20 protein-coding genes are annotated in these 18627 nt (G+C 41.9%); 12 read left to right on the top strand and 8 right to left on the bottom strand.

Annotation, left to right across the window (positions count from 1 at the left end; genetic code table 11):
• Positions 1 to 191: 191 nt before the first annotated feature.
• Entirely contained in the window at positions 192 to 1061 is an 870-nt protein-coding gene (gene queF, locus ACE3G9_RS13265) for an NADPH-dependent 7-cyano-7-deazaguanine reductase QueF (RefSeq protein WP_449219376.1), read from the bottom strand.
• A 71-nt stretch (positions 1062 to 1132) separates the two neighbouring features.
• Between queF and syd the strand changes: the two genes are divergently transcribed.
• Together syd and ACE3G9_RS13255 are read left to right on the top strand one after the other, a co-directional pair.
• Positions 1133 to 1678: a SecY-interacting protein gene (gene syd, locus ACE3G9_RS13260; protein WP_449219375.1), complete on the top strand. Its 546-nt coding sequence runs from the start codon at positions 1133 to 1135 to the stop codon at positions 1676 to 1678.
• Between the two features lie 12 nt (positions 1679 to 1690).
• Positions 1691 to 2476 (top strand): Zn-ribbon-containing protein, encoded by a 786-nt coding sequence (locus tag ACE3G9_RS13255; RefSeq protein ID WP_449219374.1) that lies wholly within the window; start codon positions 1691 to 1693, stop codon positions 2474 to 2476.
• Positions 2477 to 2773: 297 nt separating this feature from the next.
• On the opposite strand, the gene ACE3G9_RS13250 is transcribed toward ACE3G9_RS13255, so the two are convergent.
• Genes ACE3G9_RS13250 through ACE3G9_RS13235 form a run of 4 tightly spaced genes read right to left on the bottom strand, consistent with a single transcriptional unit; the run spans position 2774 to position 4984 of the window.
• Positions 2774 to 3223 (bottom strand): YaiI/YqxD family protein, encoded by a 450-nt coding sequence (locus ACE3G9_RS13250; protein WP_449219373.1) that lies wholly within the window; start codon positions 3221 to 3223, stop codon positions 2774 to 2776.
• A 1-nt stretch (position 3224) separates the two neighbouring features.
• On the bottom strand, positions 3225 to 3506 hold the full coding sequence (locus ACE3G9_RS13245) for a hypothetical protein (RefSeq protein WP_449219372.1): 282 nt from the start codon (positions 3504 to 3506) through the stop codon (positions 3225 to 3227).
• A 57-nt stretch (positions 3507 to 3563) separates the two neighbouring features.
• Positions 3564 to 3875, bottom strand: a complete 312-nt coding sequence (locus ACE3G9_RS13240; protein WP_449219371.1) for a DUF3301 domain-containing protein — start codon at positions 3873 to 3875, stop codon at positions 3564 to 3566.
• A 35-nt stretch (positions 3876 to 3910) separates the two neighbouring features.
• Positions 3911 to 4984: a DUF3549 family protein gene (locus ACE3G9_RS13235; protein ID WP_449219370.1), complete on the bottom strand. Its 1074-nt coding sequence runs from the start codon at positions 4982 to 4984 to the stop codon at positions 3911 to 3913.
• Between the two features lie 70 nt (positions 4985 to 5054).
• Between ACE3G9_RS13235 and ACE3G9_RS13230 the strand changes: the two genes are divergently transcribed.
• Positions 5055 to 5369: a YqcC family protein gene (locus ACE3G9_RS13230; RefSeq protein ID WP_449219369.1), complete on the top strand. Its 315-nt coding sequence runs from the start codon at positions 5055 to 5057 to the stop codon at positions 5367 to 5369.
• 23 nt (positions 5370 to 5392) lie between these two features.
• Positions 5393 to 6154 carry a tRNA pseudouridine(65) synthase TruC gene (gene truC, locus ACE3G9_RS13225; protein WP_449219389.1) on the top strand — a complete coding sequence of 254 codons (762 nt, stop codon included), beginning with the start codon at positions 5393 to 5395 and terminating at the stop codon, positions 6152 to 6154.
• Between the two features lie 272 nt (positions 6155 to 6426).
• Here the strand turns inward: truC and ACE3G9_RS13220 are convergent, their stop codons facing one another.
• From ACE3G9_RS13220 to map, 3 genes are all read right to left on the bottom strand, one after another.
• Positions 6427 to 6810: a DUF3461 family protein gene (locus tag ACE3G9_RS13220; RefSeq protein ID WP_417879307.1), complete on the bottom strand. Its 384-nt coding sequence runs from the start codon at positions 6808 to 6810 to the stop codon at positions 6427 to 6429.
• Positions 6811 to 6877: 67 nt separating this feature from the next.
• Positions 6878 to 9502, bottom strand: a complete 2625-nt coding sequence (gene glnD / locus ACE3G9_RS13215) for a bifunctional uridylyltransferase/uridylyl-removing protein GlnD (RefSeq protein ID WP_449219368.1) — start codon at positions 9500 to 9502, stop codon at positions 6878 to 6880.
• A gap of 120 nt (positions 9503 to 9622) precedes the next feature.
• Positions 9623 to 10501: a type I methionyl aminopeptidase gene (gene map, locus ACE3G9_RS13210; protein ID WP_417879305.1), complete on the bottom strand. Its 879-nt coding sequence runs from the start codon at positions 10499 to 10501 to the stop codon at positions 9623 to 9625.
• Positions 10502 to 10865: 364 nt separating this feature from the next.
• Here map and rpsB point away from each other — a divergent pair, with 364 nt between their 5' ends.
• The 8 genes from rpsB (at position 10866) to rseP (ending at position 18587) form a co-directional block, all read left to right on the top strand.
• Entirely contained in the window at positions 10866 to 11594 is a 729-nt protein-coding gene (rpsB, locus tag ACE3G9_RS13205) for a 30S ribosomal protein S2 (RefSeq protein ID WP_089123372.1), read from the top strand.
• A gap of 162 nt (positions 11595 to 11756) precedes the next feature.
• Positions 11757 to 12602: a translation elongation factor Ts gene (gene tsf / locus ACE3G9_RS13200; RefSeq protein WP_449219367.1), complete on the top strand. Its 846-nt coding sequence runs from the start codon at positions 11757 to 11759 to the stop codon at positions 12600 to 12602.
• 278 nt (positions 12603 to 12880) lie between these two features.
• The gene (gene pyrH / locus ACE3G9_RS13195) at positions 12881 to 13615 is read left to right on the top strand and encodes a UMP kinase (RefSeq protein WP_417879303.1); all 735 of its coding nucleotides are present in this window, start codon (positions 12881 to 12883) and stop codon (positions 13613 to 13615) included.
• A gap of 77 nt (positions 13616 to 13692) precedes the next feature.
• Positions 13693 to 14250, top strand: a complete 558-nt coding sequence (gene frr, locus ACE3G9_RS13190) for a ribosome recycling factor (RefSeq protein ID WP_417879302.1) — start codon at positions 13693 to 13695, stop codon at positions 14248 to 14250.
• An 88-nt stretch (positions 14251 to 14338) separates the two neighbouring features.
• Positions 14339 to 15091: an isoprenyl transferase gene (locus ACE3G9_RS13185; protein WP_417879301.1), complete on the top strand. Its 753-nt coding sequence runs from the start codon at positions 14339 to 14341 to the stop codon at positions 15089 to 15091.
• Between the two features lie 14 nt (positions 15092 to 15105).
• Entirely contained in the window at positions 15106 to 15951 is an 846-nt protein-coding gene (locus tag ACE3G9_RS13180) for a phosphatidate cytidylyltransferase (protein ID WP_417879300.1), read from the top strand.
• 59 nt (positions 15952 to 16010) lie between these two features.
• Positions 16011 to 17225: a 1-deoxy-D-xylulose-5-phosphate reductoisomerase gene (ispC, locus tag ACE3G9_RS13175; protein ID WP_449219366.1), complete on the top strand. Its 1215-nt coding sequence runs from the start codon at positions 16011 to 16013 to the stop codon at positions 17223 to 17225.
• A 3-nt stretch (positions 17226 to 17228) separates the two neighbouring features.
• Entirely contained in the window at positions 17229 to 18587 is a 1359-nt protein-coding gene (rseP, locus tag ACE3G9_RS13170) for a sigma E protease regulator RseP (protein WP_417879298.1), read from the top strand.
• The last annotated feature ends 40 nt before the right edge of the window (positions 18588 to 18627 follow it).

Here is an 18627-nt window from a genome sequence, read left to right as displayed (position 1 = left end):
AAGAAGCGGTATAGGTAAATGATACCCAAGTTATCTAAATTGCTCTTCATTTGGCATTTTAGGTCACTTGGGGTTGAATAGCTTAGCATTATTGCGCCATCTTGTTGAGTCGCAAGTGAGAATAAGCCTGCATTCGTGGAATGATAACTTAGTAGGATGACCGCTTGACGGAATAATTGCTCAGTGCATGGTTATTGTCGGGCCATTCGGATCATTTGGCTTGGTCTAGTAAGATGAGTTGAACGAAATGGGTTAATATCCAGTCCACCGCGACGGGTATATCGTGCATAAACACTCAACTTTTTCGGTTGGCAGTATTTCATAATGTCACAAAAAATACGCTCAACGCATTGTTCGTGAAATTCGTTGTGCTCACGGAATGATACTAGGTAGCGTAGTAGTGCTTCTTGATTGATTTTTTTTCCAGTGTATTCGATTTCAACACTCCCCCAATCTGGTTGGTTGGTAATTAAGCAATTTGATTTCAATAAATGACTGTGTAAGCACTCACTGACCTCTTGAGGGCTAGTAGAACCGTCAAGATAGCTTTCATCGAATTGGTAGTCTGTGATCTCAATATCTTGCTCATCAATGCATTGACCTTGCATAGTAGTGATAGGCTGCTGAGTGTAATGGCTTAGCGGACGTAGTATGACTTCAACCGCTTCTCCTGCACAATTAGATAAGTCTTGCGCGATAATTTGCTCAACTTGCTGCCAAGATTCAAAACGAGTTTGGTTAAAGCTATTGAGGTAGAGTTTGAAAGATTTAGATTCAATCAAGTGAGGGCTAGTTGGCGGGAGAATGACATCACCGATTGCCACTTGTGGTAGACCTTTGTTGTTTAGCCATGAAAGCTCATAAAGCGTCCAAATATCGCCGCCGACAAAAGGCAGTTCAGTAGAGTCTTTTAACCCCAAATCATCGCGATTTAAGCTACGTGGAACCGGTTGCAAAAGGCTCGCATCATAGTCATGGTTATATTGTGTCGCTTGGCCTAATGTTAATCCTTGCAATTCTTTGGCATTAGCATATTTTGTCTGCTTTGATGAGTGAGTCATGATACTTCTCTTATCCGAAATTTGTTTGAATATTACTGAATCAAAAGTTAGCTGTCATCAGGGAGTCCTAAATGAATCACAATATTGCCCAGGCATTAGCGGTTTTAACCACAGAATTTGTGGATAAATGGCAGGAGGCCTATAAAAGCTTTCCTATTGCCAATGAAATGGAGGGTATTCCTTCACCTTGCGTGCAACGTACTGATGACCAAAATATTGAATGGTTACCTCAAGAACGTGATGAGTTAGCGGATTTCAGCGATTTAGAACGCGGCATTGAGCTAATTATTCACCCTGATGTAAAGACTTTTTATGGTTCACAGTATAGCGCCGATCTCACTTTGTCTTGGAAAAGTAAACCATTCACTTTACTGCAAGTGTGGAGTGATGAAGATTTTATTCGTCTGCAAGAAAATATTTTAGGTCATCTAGTGACGCAGCGTCGTTTAAAATTAAAACCAACCATTTTTATTGGTACCACTGATGCAGAGCTAGATGTGATTTCAATCTGCAATATTTCTGGTGAAGTAATTTTAGAACGATTAGGAACCGATAAGCGTGATGTGTTATCGCCTAATGTCGAGCAGTTTTTATTGCAATGCCAAGCAGAAGTGTAGTTGGGGTGTTTAGTGTACGTAGTTGAATTACGATTTGAATGTTTTGATAACACCACTATCGACGCGGTAGAAAAAGCGATTAACGGTTTATTTGATGCTTTGCGTTATAACGGCCAGATTCTCGGTCGTGAGTTTCCGATTATTATTGGTGATGGCGAGTTTCGTGCTCGTTTAATTTGCCCTGAAGCGAATAGCTTACACGCTGATTACCATTCCGATTATGTCAAAGTCTGCTTGCAACGACTAACAGAGGCAAAAGTACTAGCACCAAAAGTAAAAGTACTAGGGCAAGATCTTAACTCTGAGCAAACGGTGTCATTTGATGAGCAAAACACACCGAGTTGGCAGGTTTTATATACTACCTTTGTTCACTCATGCTCACCATTACGTTGCGGTGATACCTTTAGACCCATCCCGTTGTATCACAATCCACCGACCTTAAATGGCGATCATAAGTCGTTAGTAAAATGGCAAACTGAGTGGCAAGCATGTGATGAATTGCAAATGGCAGGTGCGTGTGAAGCGGAACATGCTGGTTTAAAAGAAATTGCTCAAGTAGACAGTGATTTATTCCGCCGAGGCTGGGATTTACGTGGTCGACTAGAGTACATCACTAAGATCCCGACCTACTACTATTTATATCGAGTCGGTGGTGAAAGCTTGCAAGCCGAACAGAGTCGACCTTGTCCTCGTTGTGGTGGTGATTGGAAACTCGAACAACCGCTGCATGATATCTTCTATTTCAAATGTGATGATTGCCGAATTGTGTCGAATTTGTCTTGGGATCATTTGAAGTAATTCTTAGACGGCGCTTAGACATGAGGGACGGTGGCATCGTTGCTCGTGACTCGGAAAAGCGAAAACATAAACCGAAGGAGAATGCTTTTCGCTTCGGGAGCAGAGAAGATGGAACGTGTTGCAGGGAACCGTGAGTACTGACAGTTCATTGTCATCCTTGAGGAGCCTAAGCGACATCGAGGATCTATATTCAGTACGTGGTGAGTAGATTCCTGCTCTCGCTAAGGCTCGGCAGGAATGACGGTTCCTTTGTTTATGCTTGTGTAAAAGCGATCGCGGAGCTGTTCTTTTTAGGTACTATCTATTCCCTTTCGCCAATATCTTATCCAAATGATTCGCAAATTCACGCTTATCGGTTTGGGAGAGTGGCGGTGGTCCTCCGCTTTGAACACCACTTGAACGCATAGTATCCATAAAATCACGAATATTTAGACGAGCTTTGATGGTGTCTTTGGTATAAAGCTCACCGCGCGAGCTTAATGCTTGGCCGCCTTTGGTGATCACTTCATCTGCTAATGGAATATCAGATGTGATCACTAGATCTCCCGGTTCGGTTCTAAGGACGATTTCATTATCCGCAATATCAAAACCACTTTCGACTTGTACGCTGTGAATGTTATTGCGCTTCGGTACTGGCACTAAGTGGTTGGCAATAAAAGTTGTGGTAATGCCGGTACGTTCTGCCGCGCGACAGATAGTTTCTCTGATGGTTTTTGGACACGCGTCAGCATCAACCCAAATTTTCATGTTATTTCCCTTCTAGCTCGGTTAAGCGTTGAGTCAATTCTTGTACTTGCTTTTCTAATTGGGTAATGCGCTCTTCTGCCGATAGGGCGATTTTCTCACTGGCGATTTCTACTTTCGGTACTTTGTTGGATGACTTCCAAGACTTTAAAGTGGCGATAATAGCTGGCATTGGAACGGGCATAGAAAGTCTAGATTTAATCAATGCCACGCTTGGTTCTTTACCTTCTTCGGTGATAGCAGAAAGTGCTCTATGTAGCTCTTGTGTTACATCGTGTGTTTGCATGTTTCGGGTCTCTTTAGTCTTTTTTGACTTAGCTTCTTCGAGTTGGTCTTTTTTTAATTAGTCGCTTTCAACAATACGATAGGGCGGCAAAATAAATTTGGCTGCTTTAAAGCCAACCATAATTGCTCGGCCTTGGTAATAGTCGTCACCACGGGCGGAAAATTCAAACTGATATAAAGAATGAAATTGAAAATGCCCGTCCGGTAAGCGTAATTGATAACGTAATAGCGACACTGACAGTAGTTGTAAATCGAGTTGTTCACAATGACGAGCAATCGCTTTGTGTGCTAGTTCTGATTGCCTACGTTGTTGCCAAAATAGGAAAGCGATGAATACCACCAAAAGGATCATCAGTAAGTCGGTTATCATTGGCTATCCTTAATCCGTTATGTTATCTGATGAAGTTATTGAGTAGATTTGGTGTGCTGCTGTAGTGCGTAAAGTGCATTCGCCAATTCAGGGCTTGGGGTATGGTTCAGTAGAGGCAAGAAGGTAAAGCGCAAGTCTGGAATCATGACTAAATCGGCAAACAGTTGGTTAAATAAATCTTGGTTTTTGGTCTGAGCTAGGCGTAGTAAGAACTTCACTGCACGAGCTTCGGTATTCAATTGTGCCCAACAACGGCCGGCAATCGCAATTAATACTTCGGCGTGACAAAGCGTTTCATCAGCGAGCACTTTTTCAAGGATGGTAATAAGCTGTTCAGAGTTTGCTCCAGACAAGGCACGCACATACGCGGATAATAAAAATAGATCAGGCTGTGATTTTTCACATTCTTGTTCTGCTAGTTCTAATAATCGTTGTGTTAGTTTGTCTGGGATCTCAACGTGTTCTAAAGCGCCAAGTAAAGCGTATAGGGCAGGGTGATTAGCGCTATCTTCTGCGAGTTTGCTTAGTGCCTTACGAATCGCCACGCCGTTTTGTTGGTCTGATAAACGGCTACACATGTCGGTAATACCTTGCAAGCCTACGGTCTGCCAATTATTCCAACCTAGATCACCGGTAAAGTAATGCTGCGCATGTTCATAATATTGGCTGGTGGATAAGCCTAGATCTGCTCGAATGACACTATGAAAAACCGCCATTTTGTCGTCATTTGGTTTGAAAGTGTATGGATTATTGGCTAAATGCTGTTGCTGCTCTTCGGTGAGATCTTGAGTTAACAGTGCGCCACTTGCTTTTACCGAGAAAGCCTCTGTTACGTACTTTAAAAAGTTACCAATATCCGTCTGGTTGAGTAGTCCGCGCTCATCGAGTGGGAATTTTAAGAACCAAATCCAAGGTTGCTGGCTGTCATTCCAATAGGCAATGGCTAGGTTGGCATGACGCTGCAATGGATAAGGGTAAGGCTTTTGCCCCATTTCAACTTGCTGGAAATCTTTGGTTTCAATTGCTTGAATGCGTCGTCCTAAATCAAAAATTTTAAACTGGCACTGACTTTGTTCTAATAGTTGGCTTAGGTTGTGTATTGAATTCATATAAGCTTCCAGTTTAATTCGAGTATATAATTCGTTATGAAATGGTATCTTATCAAGGGGTCGAAACAAAATGAATGAATATATTGAATTAACCGATGTACTTGAGCAGCTTGAAGATAAATTGATTCAATTGTCGTTATGGGAAGATCAACCGCCGTCTCAGAAAGCGCTAAGTAGTGATCAACCATTTGCATTAGATATACTTCAACCAACCCAATGGTTGCAGTGGATTTTTCTACCTAAAATGCACGATCTTATCGAGTCACAATCAGAAGTGCCGATTGGCTTTGAAGTGAGCCCTTATTTTGAACAAGCCATGACAGACAAAGATCATCGTGATGCCTTGCTACCTATCCTAAATCAATTAGATGAAACCGTAAGATGAATGTAGAAAATAACCCTGAGTTGATGGATGACTCGCAAGAAGCAGTTGTTGAAACCATAGAGTTAGAAGTGGTTTATCGTGACGAGTATTTCATTGCGGTCAATAAGCCAGCAGGAATGTTAGTGCACCGCTCGTGGCTTGATCGTCATGAGACCCAATTTGTGATGCAAACCTTGAGAGATCAAATTGGTCAGCATGTTTTTCCTTTGCATCGACTCGATCGCCCAACCTCTGGTGTTCTACTGTTTGCACTATCGAGTGAGTTTGCCGCAAAAGCCGCGCCAATGTTTGCTGAGCATCAATTCACCAAAACTTATCATGCCATTGTACGTGGTTGGATTGAAGAGGGCGATCGCCTCGATTACTCACTGAAAAAAGAGCAAGACAAAATAGCCGATAAATTTGCCTCAAAAGAGGTGGAAGCCCAATCTGCAATAACTGACTACCAACCACTAGCTAAAGTGGAAGTACCGCATTCAACAGGCCGTTTTCCAACCAGTCGTTTTTGCTTAGTTGAAATGCAACCACTAACCGGACGCAAACACCAATTACGCCGTCATATGGCCCACCTACGTCATCCTATCTTGGGGGATACCTCTCATGGTGACGGTAAACAAAACCGTTTATTTAGAGATATTTATAACGCGAGCCGCTTGATGCTGCATGCCAGTAAATTAGAGTTTGTTCATCCTTATACTGATGAGACTATCGTCATTGAAGCGAAGTTTGATGAGGTGTGGGAGCGTCTTGTTGACGAGTTTGGTTGGACGATTTGTTTCGAGTAAAAAGAGTATCGGAGCTCGAATCTCGGGCGTTTCACTTCTCGTAACTCGGAAAAGCGAGTTCCTCAATATATGAAACAGAGTGTCATCCTGAAAAGCGACGTAGGAGCGCAGTTCAGGATCTCCGACAGTGATTGAATGAGCCTAGACTCCGCATCTTCACTTAGGCTTATATACGGAATGAAGGTCTTTGACTTGCATGGGGGCTCACGGGAGCCGAAAAGAATCATTGGCATTAATATGGTTAACCGCACAATCTTCTCGGCTCTCGGAACTTATTTCAACTTCTCTAAATCTGCTTCAATCTCTGCAATTTTCCCTGCCACGACTTTTTCTAAGTGACGTAAGTCGGTCAAGATTTTGTGTTTGATATCAGCACTGTCTAATTCTTTTGGTTTGGTGATCTGGTTTAGTTCAGTCATCACTTGGGTGAGGTTCGGGCTTACTTCGGTGGTTTCTTTATATTGGCCAGATTGGTTATTTACCCGAATATTTTTGCGCTGACGTGGGTATTTGAATTTTAAGCTTTTGGCAAACAACTCACCTTTTTGTTTGTGGAAGTAAATTTTTAATACATCCACTTGAGCTTCTTGGCGCAAGCTGTAACGAGCAATGAGGGATGTGTCTGGAATACCAAGTTTCTTTAAGTTTGGATACATAAATCATTTACCTCTGGTTAAAACAAAAGATGAATGTTGCTGTTTACTTCTAGTATAGCCATTGCAATTAATGTGGTGATAAGGTTTTAATTGCCTTAACTAACTCAACTTTTAATGCGTCTTCTACTTCTGGCTCTAATCGGCCGCCACTAGGTGAGGTGAGGATAAATAAATCCTCTGCTCGTTCGCCTATTGTGGTGATTTTTGCGCCGTGTAAGTTTACCCCTAGCTTGGCAAAGACTTGGCCTATTGTCGCTAAAAGCCCTGGAGTATCGAGTGCGACTAGTTCCATTAAACTGCGTTTGCCCGTTCGTGTTGGGAGGAAATCGACACGAGTTTTAACATGAAAGTGTTTGAGTTTATTGGGCACTCTACGTGAGCGAGTATTGGCGCTGATTTTTCCATTCAATACGTCGGTGAGATATTGTTTGATTTGCTCGTGACGGACATCTTCAACTGGGTCACCGTTTTGGTCGAGTACCATAAAGGTATCTAGAGCATAGCCATCTTTGCTGGTCATAACTTGAGCATCATGGATACTTAAATTACGACGGTCTAGCTCGGCGGCCATCATACCAAATAAGCTGGCTTTATCTTTCGCGTAAATGAAGACTTCCGTACCACCGCGTGTGGCATTCTTACTGATTAATACCAGTGGTTTATCTGCTGGTTGAGTAAGTAGATGCTCACTATGCCATGCAATTTGTTTTGCTGTGTGGCGTAAAAAGTAGTCGGCTTTAAATCGTTGCCACAGTACTTCAATTTCCCTTGGGCTGAAGTTTTCTTTACGTAGCATCGCAGCCGCCATGTATTGGTTATGGCGAATTCGGTCACGTAGATCAACGGGGTTTTCTAGCCCTCTACGTAAAGCGCGTTGGGTTGAGTAAAATAGTTCAGTAAGTAGTGTTCGTTTCCAACTATTCCATAGTTCTGGATTGGTTGCGCAAATATCGGCAACGGTTAAGCAAACCAGATTTTCTAGGTATTCTTCATCACGTACTTTTTTGGCAAACTCGGTGATGACATCAGGATCGTAAATATCACGTCTTTGCGCGGTGACAGACATTAATAAATGGTTTTGAACGAGCCATGAAACTAACTTAGCTTCAGGTTTTGACAAGTTATGCTCAAGGCAAAAATTATAAGCTTCGACGGCACCAATTTCTGAGTGATCACCGCCACGGCCTTTACCAATATCATGGAATATAGCGGCAATAATCAGTAAGTTTTTCTTCTGTATTCTAGGATAAACATCGCAACATATTGGATGTTTATCATGGTTGTCGATATTACTAAACGAGTGGATATGCTTGAGTACTCGCATGCTATGCTCATCAACGGTATAGACGTGAAATAGGTCAAACTGCATCTGCCCAACGATTTGACTCCATTGTGGTAAGTAGGCTGCGAGCACTCCCAATCGGTGCATTAAACTGAAGGCCTTATGTAGCGAGTTTGGGTGATGAATCAATGCCATGAATTTTTCACGGGCAGCAGGAATAGTGTGTAAAAATCGATTCAGTCTACGTCTTGCAGTACGTAGTTGACGTAAGGTTGGTGGACTAACACCTTCAAGGGTTGAGTCGTTAGCAATATGTAAAAACATATCTAAAATGGTTTCAGGTCTTGCTTGGAATAAAGCGGGTTTTCTGGCTTCGATTAATGAACCACGGCGCTGAAAGTCATCAGAAATAATCACTGCATCAGGTAGCTGTCCTTTACTCATGATAGCTTGATCAAATAGTTTGAGCAGCATTTTATTGAGTTCGGCAACCCGACGTAGTGTCCGGTAAAACTCTTTCATCATCATTTCGATAGCGCGGTTACCTTCACCGGTAAAACCTAAGTTTTCCGCTACGTTGGCTTGATGACCAAAGGTTAATCGGTTGTCATAACGTTTCAATTCAATATGTAGCGCAAAACGAACACGCCATAAGAAGTTTTGGCATTCTAATAATTCACGGTATTCAGCGTCAGTTAAAAAACCAGCATAGCTCATTTCACGTAGCGAAGTCGTGCCAAAATGACGGCGGGCGACCCAGCCTAAAGTATGAATGTCACGCAGACCGCCAGGACTAGATTTAATATCCGGCTCTAAATTGTAAGTGGTGTCGTGATAGCGAGCGTGGCGTTCACGCTGTTCTTGGAGCTTGGCTTCATAGAAAACGTCACTAGGCCAAAAGCTGGCTGATGAAATCTGTTCAATGAGTTGGTTGTAGGTATCTTCGCAACCACATAAAAAACGCGCTTCTTGTAAATTGGTTGCAACAGTTAAGTCATCTTTACCGACGTGGATACATTCTTTTAGAGTGCGGACACTATGGCCAACTTCGAGGTGTAGATCCCATAGTAGAGTAATGAATTCACTGATTTTTTTGTTCACATCATCCGAGATTTTCTTTTCTGACAATACTAGAATATCAATATCAGACAGCGGATGAAGTTCTGAGCGGCCATAGCCACCCACAGCAATTAAGCTGAGAGAGTTTACTTGCGCAAATCTAAAAAAGTCCCATAAGCGCTGAAGTATGGAATCCATATAAGCAGAGCGTTCGTATACCAAATCTTGGATAGGTTGTCGTTGTTCTAAAAAGGCTTGTTTTTGATGTTGAGAAAACTGTTCCAATTGCTGTTTAAGAGCCATGGATGACAGTTGTTGATCATCTAGAGAGACGGGGGACTGATAAGTCATGAATGCATTCCTTGCAACAAGTAAATCTAACTCGATAGTACCTGTATTGCAGATAATAAAAAAGCCTTTATCAGAATGGAGATAAAGGCTTAATCTTTTCGAGTTTTCGAGTTTTCGAGTTTAGCTATTGTTCATTAAACGAGGAATAGTTTCTTCCGAGCGTAATGTCATGACTTCGCAACCCGACTTAGTTACCAGAATAGTGTGCTCATATTGTGCTGAGTTTTTACCATCACCGGTATAAACAGTCCAATCGTCTTCTGCATCAACGGTTACACCAAACTTACCTGCGTTGATCATAGGCTCAATGGTGAAGATCATGCCTTCTTTCATCACTCGACGATCGGAATTACGGTAATGAACGACTTGAGGTTCTGAGTGGAATTCATCACTGATGCCATGACCACAAAAATCTTTCACAATCGAAAACTTATTGCGAGGATTTTTTTTGTTATTGTCTTTGATGTACTTCTCAATCGCAGTACCAATGTCGCCAATGGTGGCACCTGGTTTTACTTTCCGCATACCGACATAAAGGGCTTCTTGAGTCACCATGCATAAGCGTTTATCGGCGGGAGAAACATCCCCTACTAGGAACATCTTAGAAGTATCACCATAGTAACCTTCTGGACGAACGCTAAGATCGGCATTTGGATCGTTAGGAATGATCACTGTGATGTCTAGGTTGACAATATCACCATTTTTTAAAACAGCTGGCTTAACTTGGCCGTTGCTGCCTACTTCATCTTGGCTTGCGGGAATACCGTGACAAACAATATGATTGATTGAAGTACAAATTGATTTTGGGTAACCATGGTAGTCAAGAGGAGCTGAATAAGCACCTTTTTCTAAGGCATAGTTATGGCAGATTTTATCAAGTTCTTCGGTGGTCACCCCTTCTTTGATATGGGGTTCAATCATTTCTAAAACTTCAGCGGCGAGCTTACATGCAACGCGCATTTTTTCAATTTCTTCGGCTGTGTTAATTTTGATCGACATAATTAGTATCCGTTATCTCTTTGTGTCTAGTGTATTAACAGTGGGCTCTAATCGCAATTGAAATCCGTTAACATCTAGTATAAATCTCTTTATTTGCCAGAATAAATGACAAAGTTGCGGAAAAACTCATGCGGAAAATAGTGGTTTTTCTGGTGTTTTAACCTGCTTTTGTGGTATAAAGCGCACCGAAATCTGTAACTACTTTCTCCTTTTTGAGGCGATGTGGTGTGGGTTTCATATACTTATTTCTTAAATCACACACATTCCGACACGTGATCCGGGGTGCTCTTTTATGCTTATTTATAGCGAAAGGGTCGGTATCATGGGGGATGTGGAGGCCTAACCCCATATAGAGGATTATATAATGGCAACTGTATCAATGCGCGATATGCTTAAAGCTGGTGTTCACTTTGGTCACCAAACTCGTTACTGGAACCCAAAAATGAAGCCTTTCATCTTTGGTGCTCGTAACAAAGTTCATATCATCAACCTAGAACAAACAGTTCCAATGTTCAACGATGCACTAGCTGAGCTAGGCAAAATCGGTGAGCGTAAAGGTAAAGTTCTTTTCGTTGGTACTAAGCGCGCAGCTTCTGAAGCAGTAAAAGAAGCAGCTATCAACAGCAATCAGTACTACGTAAACAACCGCTGGTTAGGCGGTATGTTGACTAACTATAAAACTGTTCGTCAATCAATCAAGCGTCTTAAAGATTTCGAAGCTCAAGCTCAAGACGGCACTTTTGAAAAACTAACTAAGAAAGAAGCTCTAATGCGTACCCGTGAAATGGATAAGCTAGAGAAATCTCTTGGTGGTATCAAAAACATGGGTGGCCTACCTGACGCACTATTCGTAATCGATGCGGATCACGAACACATTGCTATTAAAGAAGCAAACAACCTAGGTATCCCTGTATTTGCTGTTGTAGATACAAACTCTGACCCAGATGGCGTTGATTTCGTTATCCCTGGTAACGATGATGCAATCCGTGCGGTACAACTATACCTAAACGCTGCTGGTCAAGCGGTAACTGAAGGTCGTAACAAAGACGTAGCTGCAGTTGCTGATAAAGACGGTTTCGTAGAAGAAGCTTAATATCGTAACGCCTAGGTTCAACAGACCCTAGCCACTTAATCTTGCTGTCATAAATGAACCGCTTAGATTGAGTTATAGTTACAAATAGGGGGCATGCTTTTAATAAAATACTAGCCTGGCCCCTGTTTTTTACCATTTTTGGAATCAACCGAGGATTAAACCATGGCAACAGTAACTGCTGCTCTAGTTAAAGAATTGCGTGAGCGTACTGGCGCAGGCATGATGGATTGTAAAAAAGCGCTTGTTGAAGCGAATGCTGATATTGAATTAGCAATCGAAAACATGCGTAAAAGCGGTGCGGCTAAAGCTGCTAAAAAAGCGGGTAACGTTGCTGCTGAAGGTACTATTTTAGTAAAAGAAGCGGACGGTTTTGCTGCGCTTCTTGAAGTTAACTGCCAAACTGACTTCGTAGCTAAAGATACAAATTTCCTAGCATTTGCTAACGAAGTTCTTGATGTTGCAGTTGCAGAACGTCTAGATGTAGAAGCACTTCAAGCTAAATTTGAAGAAACTCGTATTGCTCTAGTTGCGAAAATCGGCGAAAACATCAGCATCCGTCGTGTTGCTTACATCGACGGTGTTAAAGTCGGTTCTTACCGTCACGGTGAGCGTATCGGTGTAGTTGTTGCTGGTGATGCTAGCGATGAAGTAATCAAACAAGTTGCTATGCACGTAGCAGCTTCTAAGCCTGAGTACGTAAATCCTGAAGATGTTCCTGCAGATGTAGTTGCTAAAGAGAAAGCGGTTCAAGTTGAAATCGCAATGAACGAAGGTAAACCACAAGAAATCGCAGAAAAAATGGTTATTGGTCGTATGAAGAAGTTCACTGGTGAGGTGTCTCTTACTGGTCAAGCTTTCATCATGGAACCAAAGAAAACTGTTGGTGAGTTCTTGAAAGAGCAAGGCGCTTCAGTAACTAACTTCGTACGTTTAGAAGTTGGTGAAGGTATCGAAAAAGCGGCTGAAATGAGCTTCGCAGACGAAGTTGCAGCGGTACAAAAAGGTTAATTCCTGATTTGTATAGCTAACCTAAAGGACCGTAGCACTGCTGCGGTCTTTTTGTGAATGAAGCAGCGAGTCTCGGGGCTAGGACGCTACGCTTCTCGTTTTTCGATATGAATACAGTTAGTTTTTGGAATAGCGTTAATCGTTATAAATAGATATTAGATTCAACTAAGCTAAGTAATGCTTTTGCTTTTTCGAGCAGCGAAGCGATACGAGTGACGAGAATTCGAATAACGTCTATTCATAACCGTTAATCAACCATACTTTGAAAGGTAAACTCCATGACAACGAATCCTAAGCCTGCATATCAGCGTATTTTGTTAAAACTTAGTGGCGAAGCTCTACAGGGTGAAGAAGGTTTTGGTATCGATCCGGCTATTTTGGATCGCATGGCTCAAGAAATTAAAGAACTTGTTGAACTTGGCGTACAAGTTGGTGTTGTTATTGGGGGTGGTAACCTATTCCGTGGTGCTGGCTTAGCAGAAGCTGGCATGAACCGTGTTGTAGGTGACCATATGGGAATGCTAGCAACAGTGATGAATGGCCTAGCAATGCGTGATGCGCTTCACCGTGCTTATGTGAATGCACGTGTGATGTCTGCGATTCAGTTGAAAGGTGTATGTGATGATTACAACTGGGCGGATGCGATCAGCCAACTTCGTCAAGGCCGTGTCGTGATTTTTTCTGCAGGTACAGGTAACCCATTCTTTACAACCGACTCTGCAGCATGTCTACGCGGGATCGAAATTGAAGCAGATATCGTGCTAAAAGCAACCAAAGTGGACGGCGTTTATACAGCTGATCCAGTTGCTAACCCAGACGCAGTTTTGTGTGATAAACTGAGTTACAACAACGTACTGGAAAAAGAATTAAAAGTGATGGATTTAGCTGCTTTCACTTTAGCTCGTGATCACAAAATGCCAATTCGCGTATTCAACATGAACAAGCCTGGTGCTTTGCGTCGTGTCGTAATGGGTGAACAAGAAGGTACACTAATCGGCGAGCTGCCAGAATAAGAACGTGATAAAGCAATTAACATCGCGCGAGTGAAGGTATTTCGCTCTGTAGAAAATACAAATAACAAGGTGATATCGTGATTAACGAAATTAAACAAGACGCTCAAGAGCGCATGGCAAAAAGTGTTGAAGCACTAAAAAATAATCTTTCAAAAATCCGTACTGGCCGTGCTCACCCAAGTATTCTGCAAAATATTTCTGTTGAATATTACGGAGCTCCAACACCTCTAAACCAAGTTGCTAACATCATTGCTGAAGATGCGCGTACATTGGCCATTACAGTTTTTGATAAAGAACTGACGCCAATGGTAGAAAAAGCCATCATGAAATCTGACCTAGGTCTTAACCCAATGTCTGCTGGTACGGTAATTCGTGTACCACTTCCTCCACTAACAGAAGAGCGTCGTAAAGACCTTGTTAAGATTGTACGTGCTGAAGCAGAAGGTGGCCGTGTAGCGGTACGTAATATTCGCCGTGATGCCAATGCGGATCTTAAAGCTCTTCTAAAAGATAAAGACATCTCTGAAGATGAAGATCGTAAAGCGCAAGACGAAATTCAAAAAATCACCGATGCAGCTGTTAAAAATATTGATGAGTTGCTTGCTGTGAAAGAAAAAGAGTTGATGGAAGTTTAATCTTCTTTTTCTACCTGCTTAAAGGCGCTGTGCGGTACAGCACAGCGCTTTTTTTATGCAAAACCTGCCTACAAGTATGAATAAAATAATGTCTGATACTCAATTCTCATCTGATCTACTACCAGAACATATTGCCGTTATTATGGATGGCAATGGTCGTTGGGCTAAGCAACGTGGCAAGCCTCGTATCTATGGTCATCGAATGGCAGTTAAATCAGTGCGAGAAACTATCTCAACCGCCAGTCGATTGGGAATAAAAGCTATTACTTTATTCGCATTTAGCAGTGAAAACTGGAAACGCCCAGAAGAAGAAGTGAGCGTGCTCATGGATTTATTTATGACGGTGTTAACCAGAGAAGTCAAAAAACTGCATAAGAATAATTTACGTCTACAGATTATTGGTAATAAAACCCGTTTTAGTCCAGCATTACAAAAAAAAATTGCAGCCGCAGAAGCCCTAACAAAGGCAAATACTGGCACTGTGATTAATGTCGCCGCTAATTACGGTGGTAAATGGGATATAACCGAAGCGGTTAAGCAAGTGGCTCAACAGGTGTCTGAGGGACAACTTCAACCACAAGATATTACGGAGTCAACCATATCTCAGCATTTATCTATGGCTGATTTGCCGGATGTCGATCTTATGATCCGCACTAGCGGTGAGTGCCGAATCAGCAATTTTATGCTTTGGCAAATGGCTTATGCCGAATTGTATTTTACCGATTTATTTTGGCCAGAATTTGATGAGCAAGCAATGTTGGACGCCATTGCCTGGTTCATCAACCGTGAAAGACGCTTTGGTTGCACTAGTGAGCAACTACAGTCGTTGATGATTCAATAATAAAGGACGAAAGTTTGAAACAAAGAATAATAACAGCATTGATTTTAGCGCCTTTGGTTTTATGGGGGGTGTTTGAACTTTCAATTCCTTTTTTCATTATTGCGTTAACGGCTATATCTATTATTGGCTTTTGGGAATGGACTCAATTTGTTCTGCCTAAATCACGCGCACTCAGTCTTATTCCATCTTTAGTGGTTTTGGCTGGCAGTTTTGCTGTGTTCCCATTTGATAACTTGAGCTTATCGACGGTTTCCGAGACGCATTTGTGGATCTTGGCGGTAGGGGCTATCTGGTGGGTTGTGGCAAGTGGTTTAGCGTTAACTTACCCAAGAAGTATAAACTTGTGGGAAAAGAACGTAGCTTTACGTCATCTTTTTGGCATGCTGTCACTGATTCCTTTTCTCTGGGCAGTCTTTTTACTTAGAGCCCAAGATTATGCTTTGAATCCTTATCATGGCGCTAAATTAGTTATGTTTGTCTGCTTATTAGTATGGGCCGCCGACACGGGGGCGTACTTTTCAGGAAAAACATTTGGTAAACATAAAATGGCGCCGAATGTTAGCCCGAATAAAACGCTAGAAGGTTTATTTGGTGGCATTATCTTAGCCATGGTCGTGGGTTGGTTTGCTTCTTCTTTGTTAGATATTCACTTTGCTAGCTTGACAGTGATGCTGTTTATTACTTTTGTTACAGTGGTTATTTCTGTTTTAGGTGACTTAGTCGAAAGTATGTTTAAGCGCGTCTCTAATATTAAAGACAGCAGTAATATTATCCCAGGGCATGGTGGCATTCTTGATCGCATCGATAGCCTTGTTGCGGCATTTCCAGTTTTTGCTTTATTGTATTTTATTTGCCAATAATCTGCCGCACGAAATATAGGAAGAATATTGATGCATTTATTCTTAATGGTTGATTGATCATGCAAAAGATAACGATTTTAGGTGCAACGGGGTCAATTGGTGCAAGTACTTTATCGGTAGTTGAACATAATCCTGAACAGTTTGAAGTGTATGCCTTAGCCGCAGCTTCTAATGTTGAAAGTATGCAAGCATTATGTGAAAAGTGGCAGCCTGAAATGGCAGCGATGGCAGATGAAGCGGCCGCGTTAGAGTTAGAACAACGCCTTAAACAAGTGAACTGTAAAACCCAAGTGGTTGCTGGTATTGACGGACTATGTGCTATTTCATCTGCTGATGACGTTGATATGGTGATGGCGGCAATTGTAGGCTCTCCGGGCTTGCTGCCAACCATGGCGGCAGTGAAATCGGGTAAGCGCATATTACTTGCTAATAAAGAATCTTTGGTGATGTCAGGTCAATTTTTTATTGATGCGGCTAAGCAATATGGCGCACAAATTCTTCCTGTTGATAGTGAGCATAATGCTATCTTTCAATGCTTATCTCAGAGCGTACAAAATCAGTTAGGTTATTGTGATCTCGATGAAGGTGGTATTCACTCAATATTATTAACTGGCTCGGGGGGACCGTTCCGTTATAGTGATATTGCCACCCTTGATTCCGTGACCCCAGAGATGGCGATTGCTCATCCTAATTGGTCTATGGGACCAAAGATCTCAGTGGATTCTGCGACTATGATGAACAAAGGCCTAGAGTTTATCGAAGCCAAATGGTTGTTTAATGCTAAGCAAGAACAGCTAAAAGTTTTGATTCATCCACAATCGGTGATTCATTCGATGGTGCAATACAATGATGGTTCAGTTCTTGCGCAAATGGGAGAGCCAGATATGTGCACACCAATTGCGCTTTCAATGTCTTACCCCGATCGAATTCCTTCAGGTGTAAAACCACTCGATTTTACTGCGTTAAGCGAATTGACTTTCTTAGCACCAGATATGTCAAGGTACCCATGTCTGCAGTTGGCGATTGATGCTTGTTATACCGGCCAGCATGCAACCACCGCAATTAATGCTGCCAATGAAATATCCGTTGCGGCGTTTTTGAATAATCAATTAAAATTTACCGATATTTCACGGGTTAATGAAATAGTAATGGATAAAGTGTGTGGTTTATCGACTCTTAGTACGGAGAGTTTGGAAAGCTTACTTGAGCTAGATAGAATAGCTCGAATCTATGCAACAGAAACCTTAAGCAACAGAAACTTTAGCAGAGCGTAATTAATGACTGGCATTTTATGGAATTTAGCTTCATTTATCGTAGCCCTTGGCATTCTCGTTGCTGTGCATGAGTTTGGCCATTTTTGGGTAGCAAGACGCTGTGGCGTTAAAGTCGAAAAGTTTTCTATCGGGTTTGGCAAATCATTGTGGAGCCGCAAGGGTAAGGATGGCGTTGAGTATTCCATCTCAATGATCCCATTAGGTGGCTTTGTAAAAATGCTGGACTCTCGAGTTGATGAGGTGGCTGAACAAGATAAGCATTTAGCGTTTGATCATAAGAGTTTATGGCGTCGTAGTGCGATAGTGGCTGCTGGCCCAGCTTTTAACTTTTTATTTGCCATTTTTGCTTACTGGCTGGTCTTTATGATTGGCGTACCGGCAGTGAAACCAGTAATTGGTGATGTCACGCCCAATTCAATTATTTCTCAAGCAGGAATTGAGTCGGGGATGGAACTTAAAGAAATTTCTGGTATCCAAACTTCTGATTGGGACTCGGTGAATATGGCTCTGATCTCTCATATTGGTGATGACCAGATTGTTATGAAAGTCTCTTCAGCGGATGAATTAGGGATTGAACGTACCGTTACCTTAAATACCCAAGATTGGAAGTTTGACCCTGAAGTCGATTCTGCAATGGGCACTTTAGGTTTTCAGCCGTATCGCCCGGAAATTATTTCTATCATTTCGAGCATTACGGAAGGTAGTGCAGCTGAGAAATCCGGTCTACAAGTCGGTGATAAGTTAATTGCTATTAATGGAGAAACGATAACAACATGGCAGCAATTTGTTGATACGGTTGTCTCACATCCAGATCAAGAAGTGAGTTTAAAAGTGAATCGTGATGGTCAAGAACTCACCTTGAGCTTATTTCCAGCGAGTAAAATTTTAAAAAATGGTGACACAATAGGGTTTGCAGGTGTTGCACCATCAATGGGAGAATGGCCGGAATCGTATCGCTTTGAGCAAAAGTTTGGTGTGTTAGCCTCTATACCTAAAGCGGTAGAGAAAACGGGACAAATTATCGATTTAACACTCACAATGTTGAAAAAACTTATCACAGGTGATGTCGGTATAAAAAACTTGAGTGGCCCAATTTCAATAGCCAAAGGTGCGGGTGCAACAGCTGATTATGGATTAGTTTACTTTTTAGGCTTCTTAGCATTAATTAGTGTGAACTTAGGGATTATCAATTTAGTGCCTTTACCTGTACTTGATGGCGGTCATTTGTTATTTTTTGCTATCGAAGCTGTGATTCGTCGCCCAGTCCCAGAAAAAGTACAAGAAGTGGGATATCGTATCGGTAGCGCGGCGATTTTATCTCTGATGTTAATTGCAATTTTCAATGATTTTGCTCGCCTGTAGTACCAGTAGTGGTTTAAAAGGCCAAGTAGTATATATAAAG

This window comes from Vibrio sp. E150_018, from assembly GCF_053544035.1.
The sequence above is the reverse complement of the archived record's forward strand: the minus strand, read 5'-3'. Positions and strand labels throughout refer to the sequence as shown.

What these genes read in the sequence shown, in the direction of transcription:
- truC (WP_449219389.1), top strand. Translation starts at nt 5,393, where the DNA reads ATGGATGACTCGCAAGAAGCAGTTGTTGAAACCATAGAGTTAGAAGTG.
- ACE3G9_RS13250 (WP_449219373.1), bottom strand. Translation starts at nt 3,223, where the DNA reads ATGAAAATTTGGGTTGATGCTGACGCGTGTCCAAAAACCATCAGAGAA.
- queF (WP_449219376.1), bottom strand. Translation starts at nt 1,061, where the DNA reads ATGACTCACTCATCAAAGCAGACAAAATATGCTAATGCCAAAGAATTG.
- rseP (WP_417879298.1), top strand. Translation starts at nt 17,229, where the DNA reads ATGACTGGCATTTTATGGAATTTAGCTTCATTTATCGTAGCCCTTGGC.
- glnD (WP_449219368.1), bottom strand. Translation starts at nt 9,502, where the DNA reads ATGACTTATCAGTCCCCCGTCTCTCTAGATGATCAACAACTGTCATCC.
- syd (WP_449219375.1), top strand. Translation starts at nt 1,133, where the DNA reads ATGAATCACAATATTGCCCAGGCATTAGCGGTTTTAACCACAGAATTT.
- ACE3G9_RS13235 (WP_449219370.1), bottom strand. Translation starts at nt 4,984, where the DNA reads ATGAATTCAATACACAACCTAAGCCAACTATTAGAACAAAGTCAGTGC.
- ACE3G9_RS13245 (WP_449219372.1), bottom strand. Translation starts at nt 3,506, where the DNA reads ATGCAAACACACGATGTAACACAAGAGCTACATAGAGCACTTTCTGCT.
- ACE3G9_RS13185 (WP_417879301.1), top strand. Translation starts at nt 14,339, where the DNA reads ATGTCTGATACTCAATTCTCATCTGATCTACTACCAGAACATATTGCC.
- ACE3G9_RS13220 (WP_417879307.1), bottom strand. Translation starts at nt 6,810, where the DNA reads ATGTATCCAAACTTAAAGAAACTTGGTATTCCAGACACATCCCTCATT.
- ACE3G9_RS13230 (WP_449219369.1), top strand. Translation starts at nt 5,055, where the DNA reads ATGAATGAATATATTGAATTAACCGATGTACTTGAGCAGCTTGAAGAT.
- tsf (WP_449219367.1), top strand. Translation starts at nt 11,757, where the DNA reads ATGGCAACAGTAACTGCTGCTCTAGTTAAAGAATTGCGTGAGCGTACT.
- rpsB (WP_089123372.1), top strand. Translation starts at nt 10,866, where the DNA reads ATGGCAACTGTATCAATGCGCGATATGCTTAAAGCTGGTGTTCACTTT.
- ACE3G9_RS13240 (WP_449219371.1), bottom strand. Translation starts at nt 3,875, where the DNA reads ATGATAACCGACTTACTGATGATCCTTTTGGTGGTATTCATCGCTTTC.
- pyrH (WP_417879303.1), top strand. Translation starts at nt 12,881, where the DNA reads ATGACAACGAATCCTAAGCCTGCATATCAGCGTATTTTGTTAAAACTT.
- ispC (WP_449219366.1), top strand. Translation starts at nt 16,011, where the DNA reads ATGCAAAAGATAACGATTTTAGGTGCAACGGGGTCAATTGGTGCAAGT.
- map (WP_417879305.1), bottom strand. Translation starts at nt 10,501, where the DNA reads ATGTCGATCAAAATTAACACAGCCGAAGAAATTGAAAAAATGCGCGTT.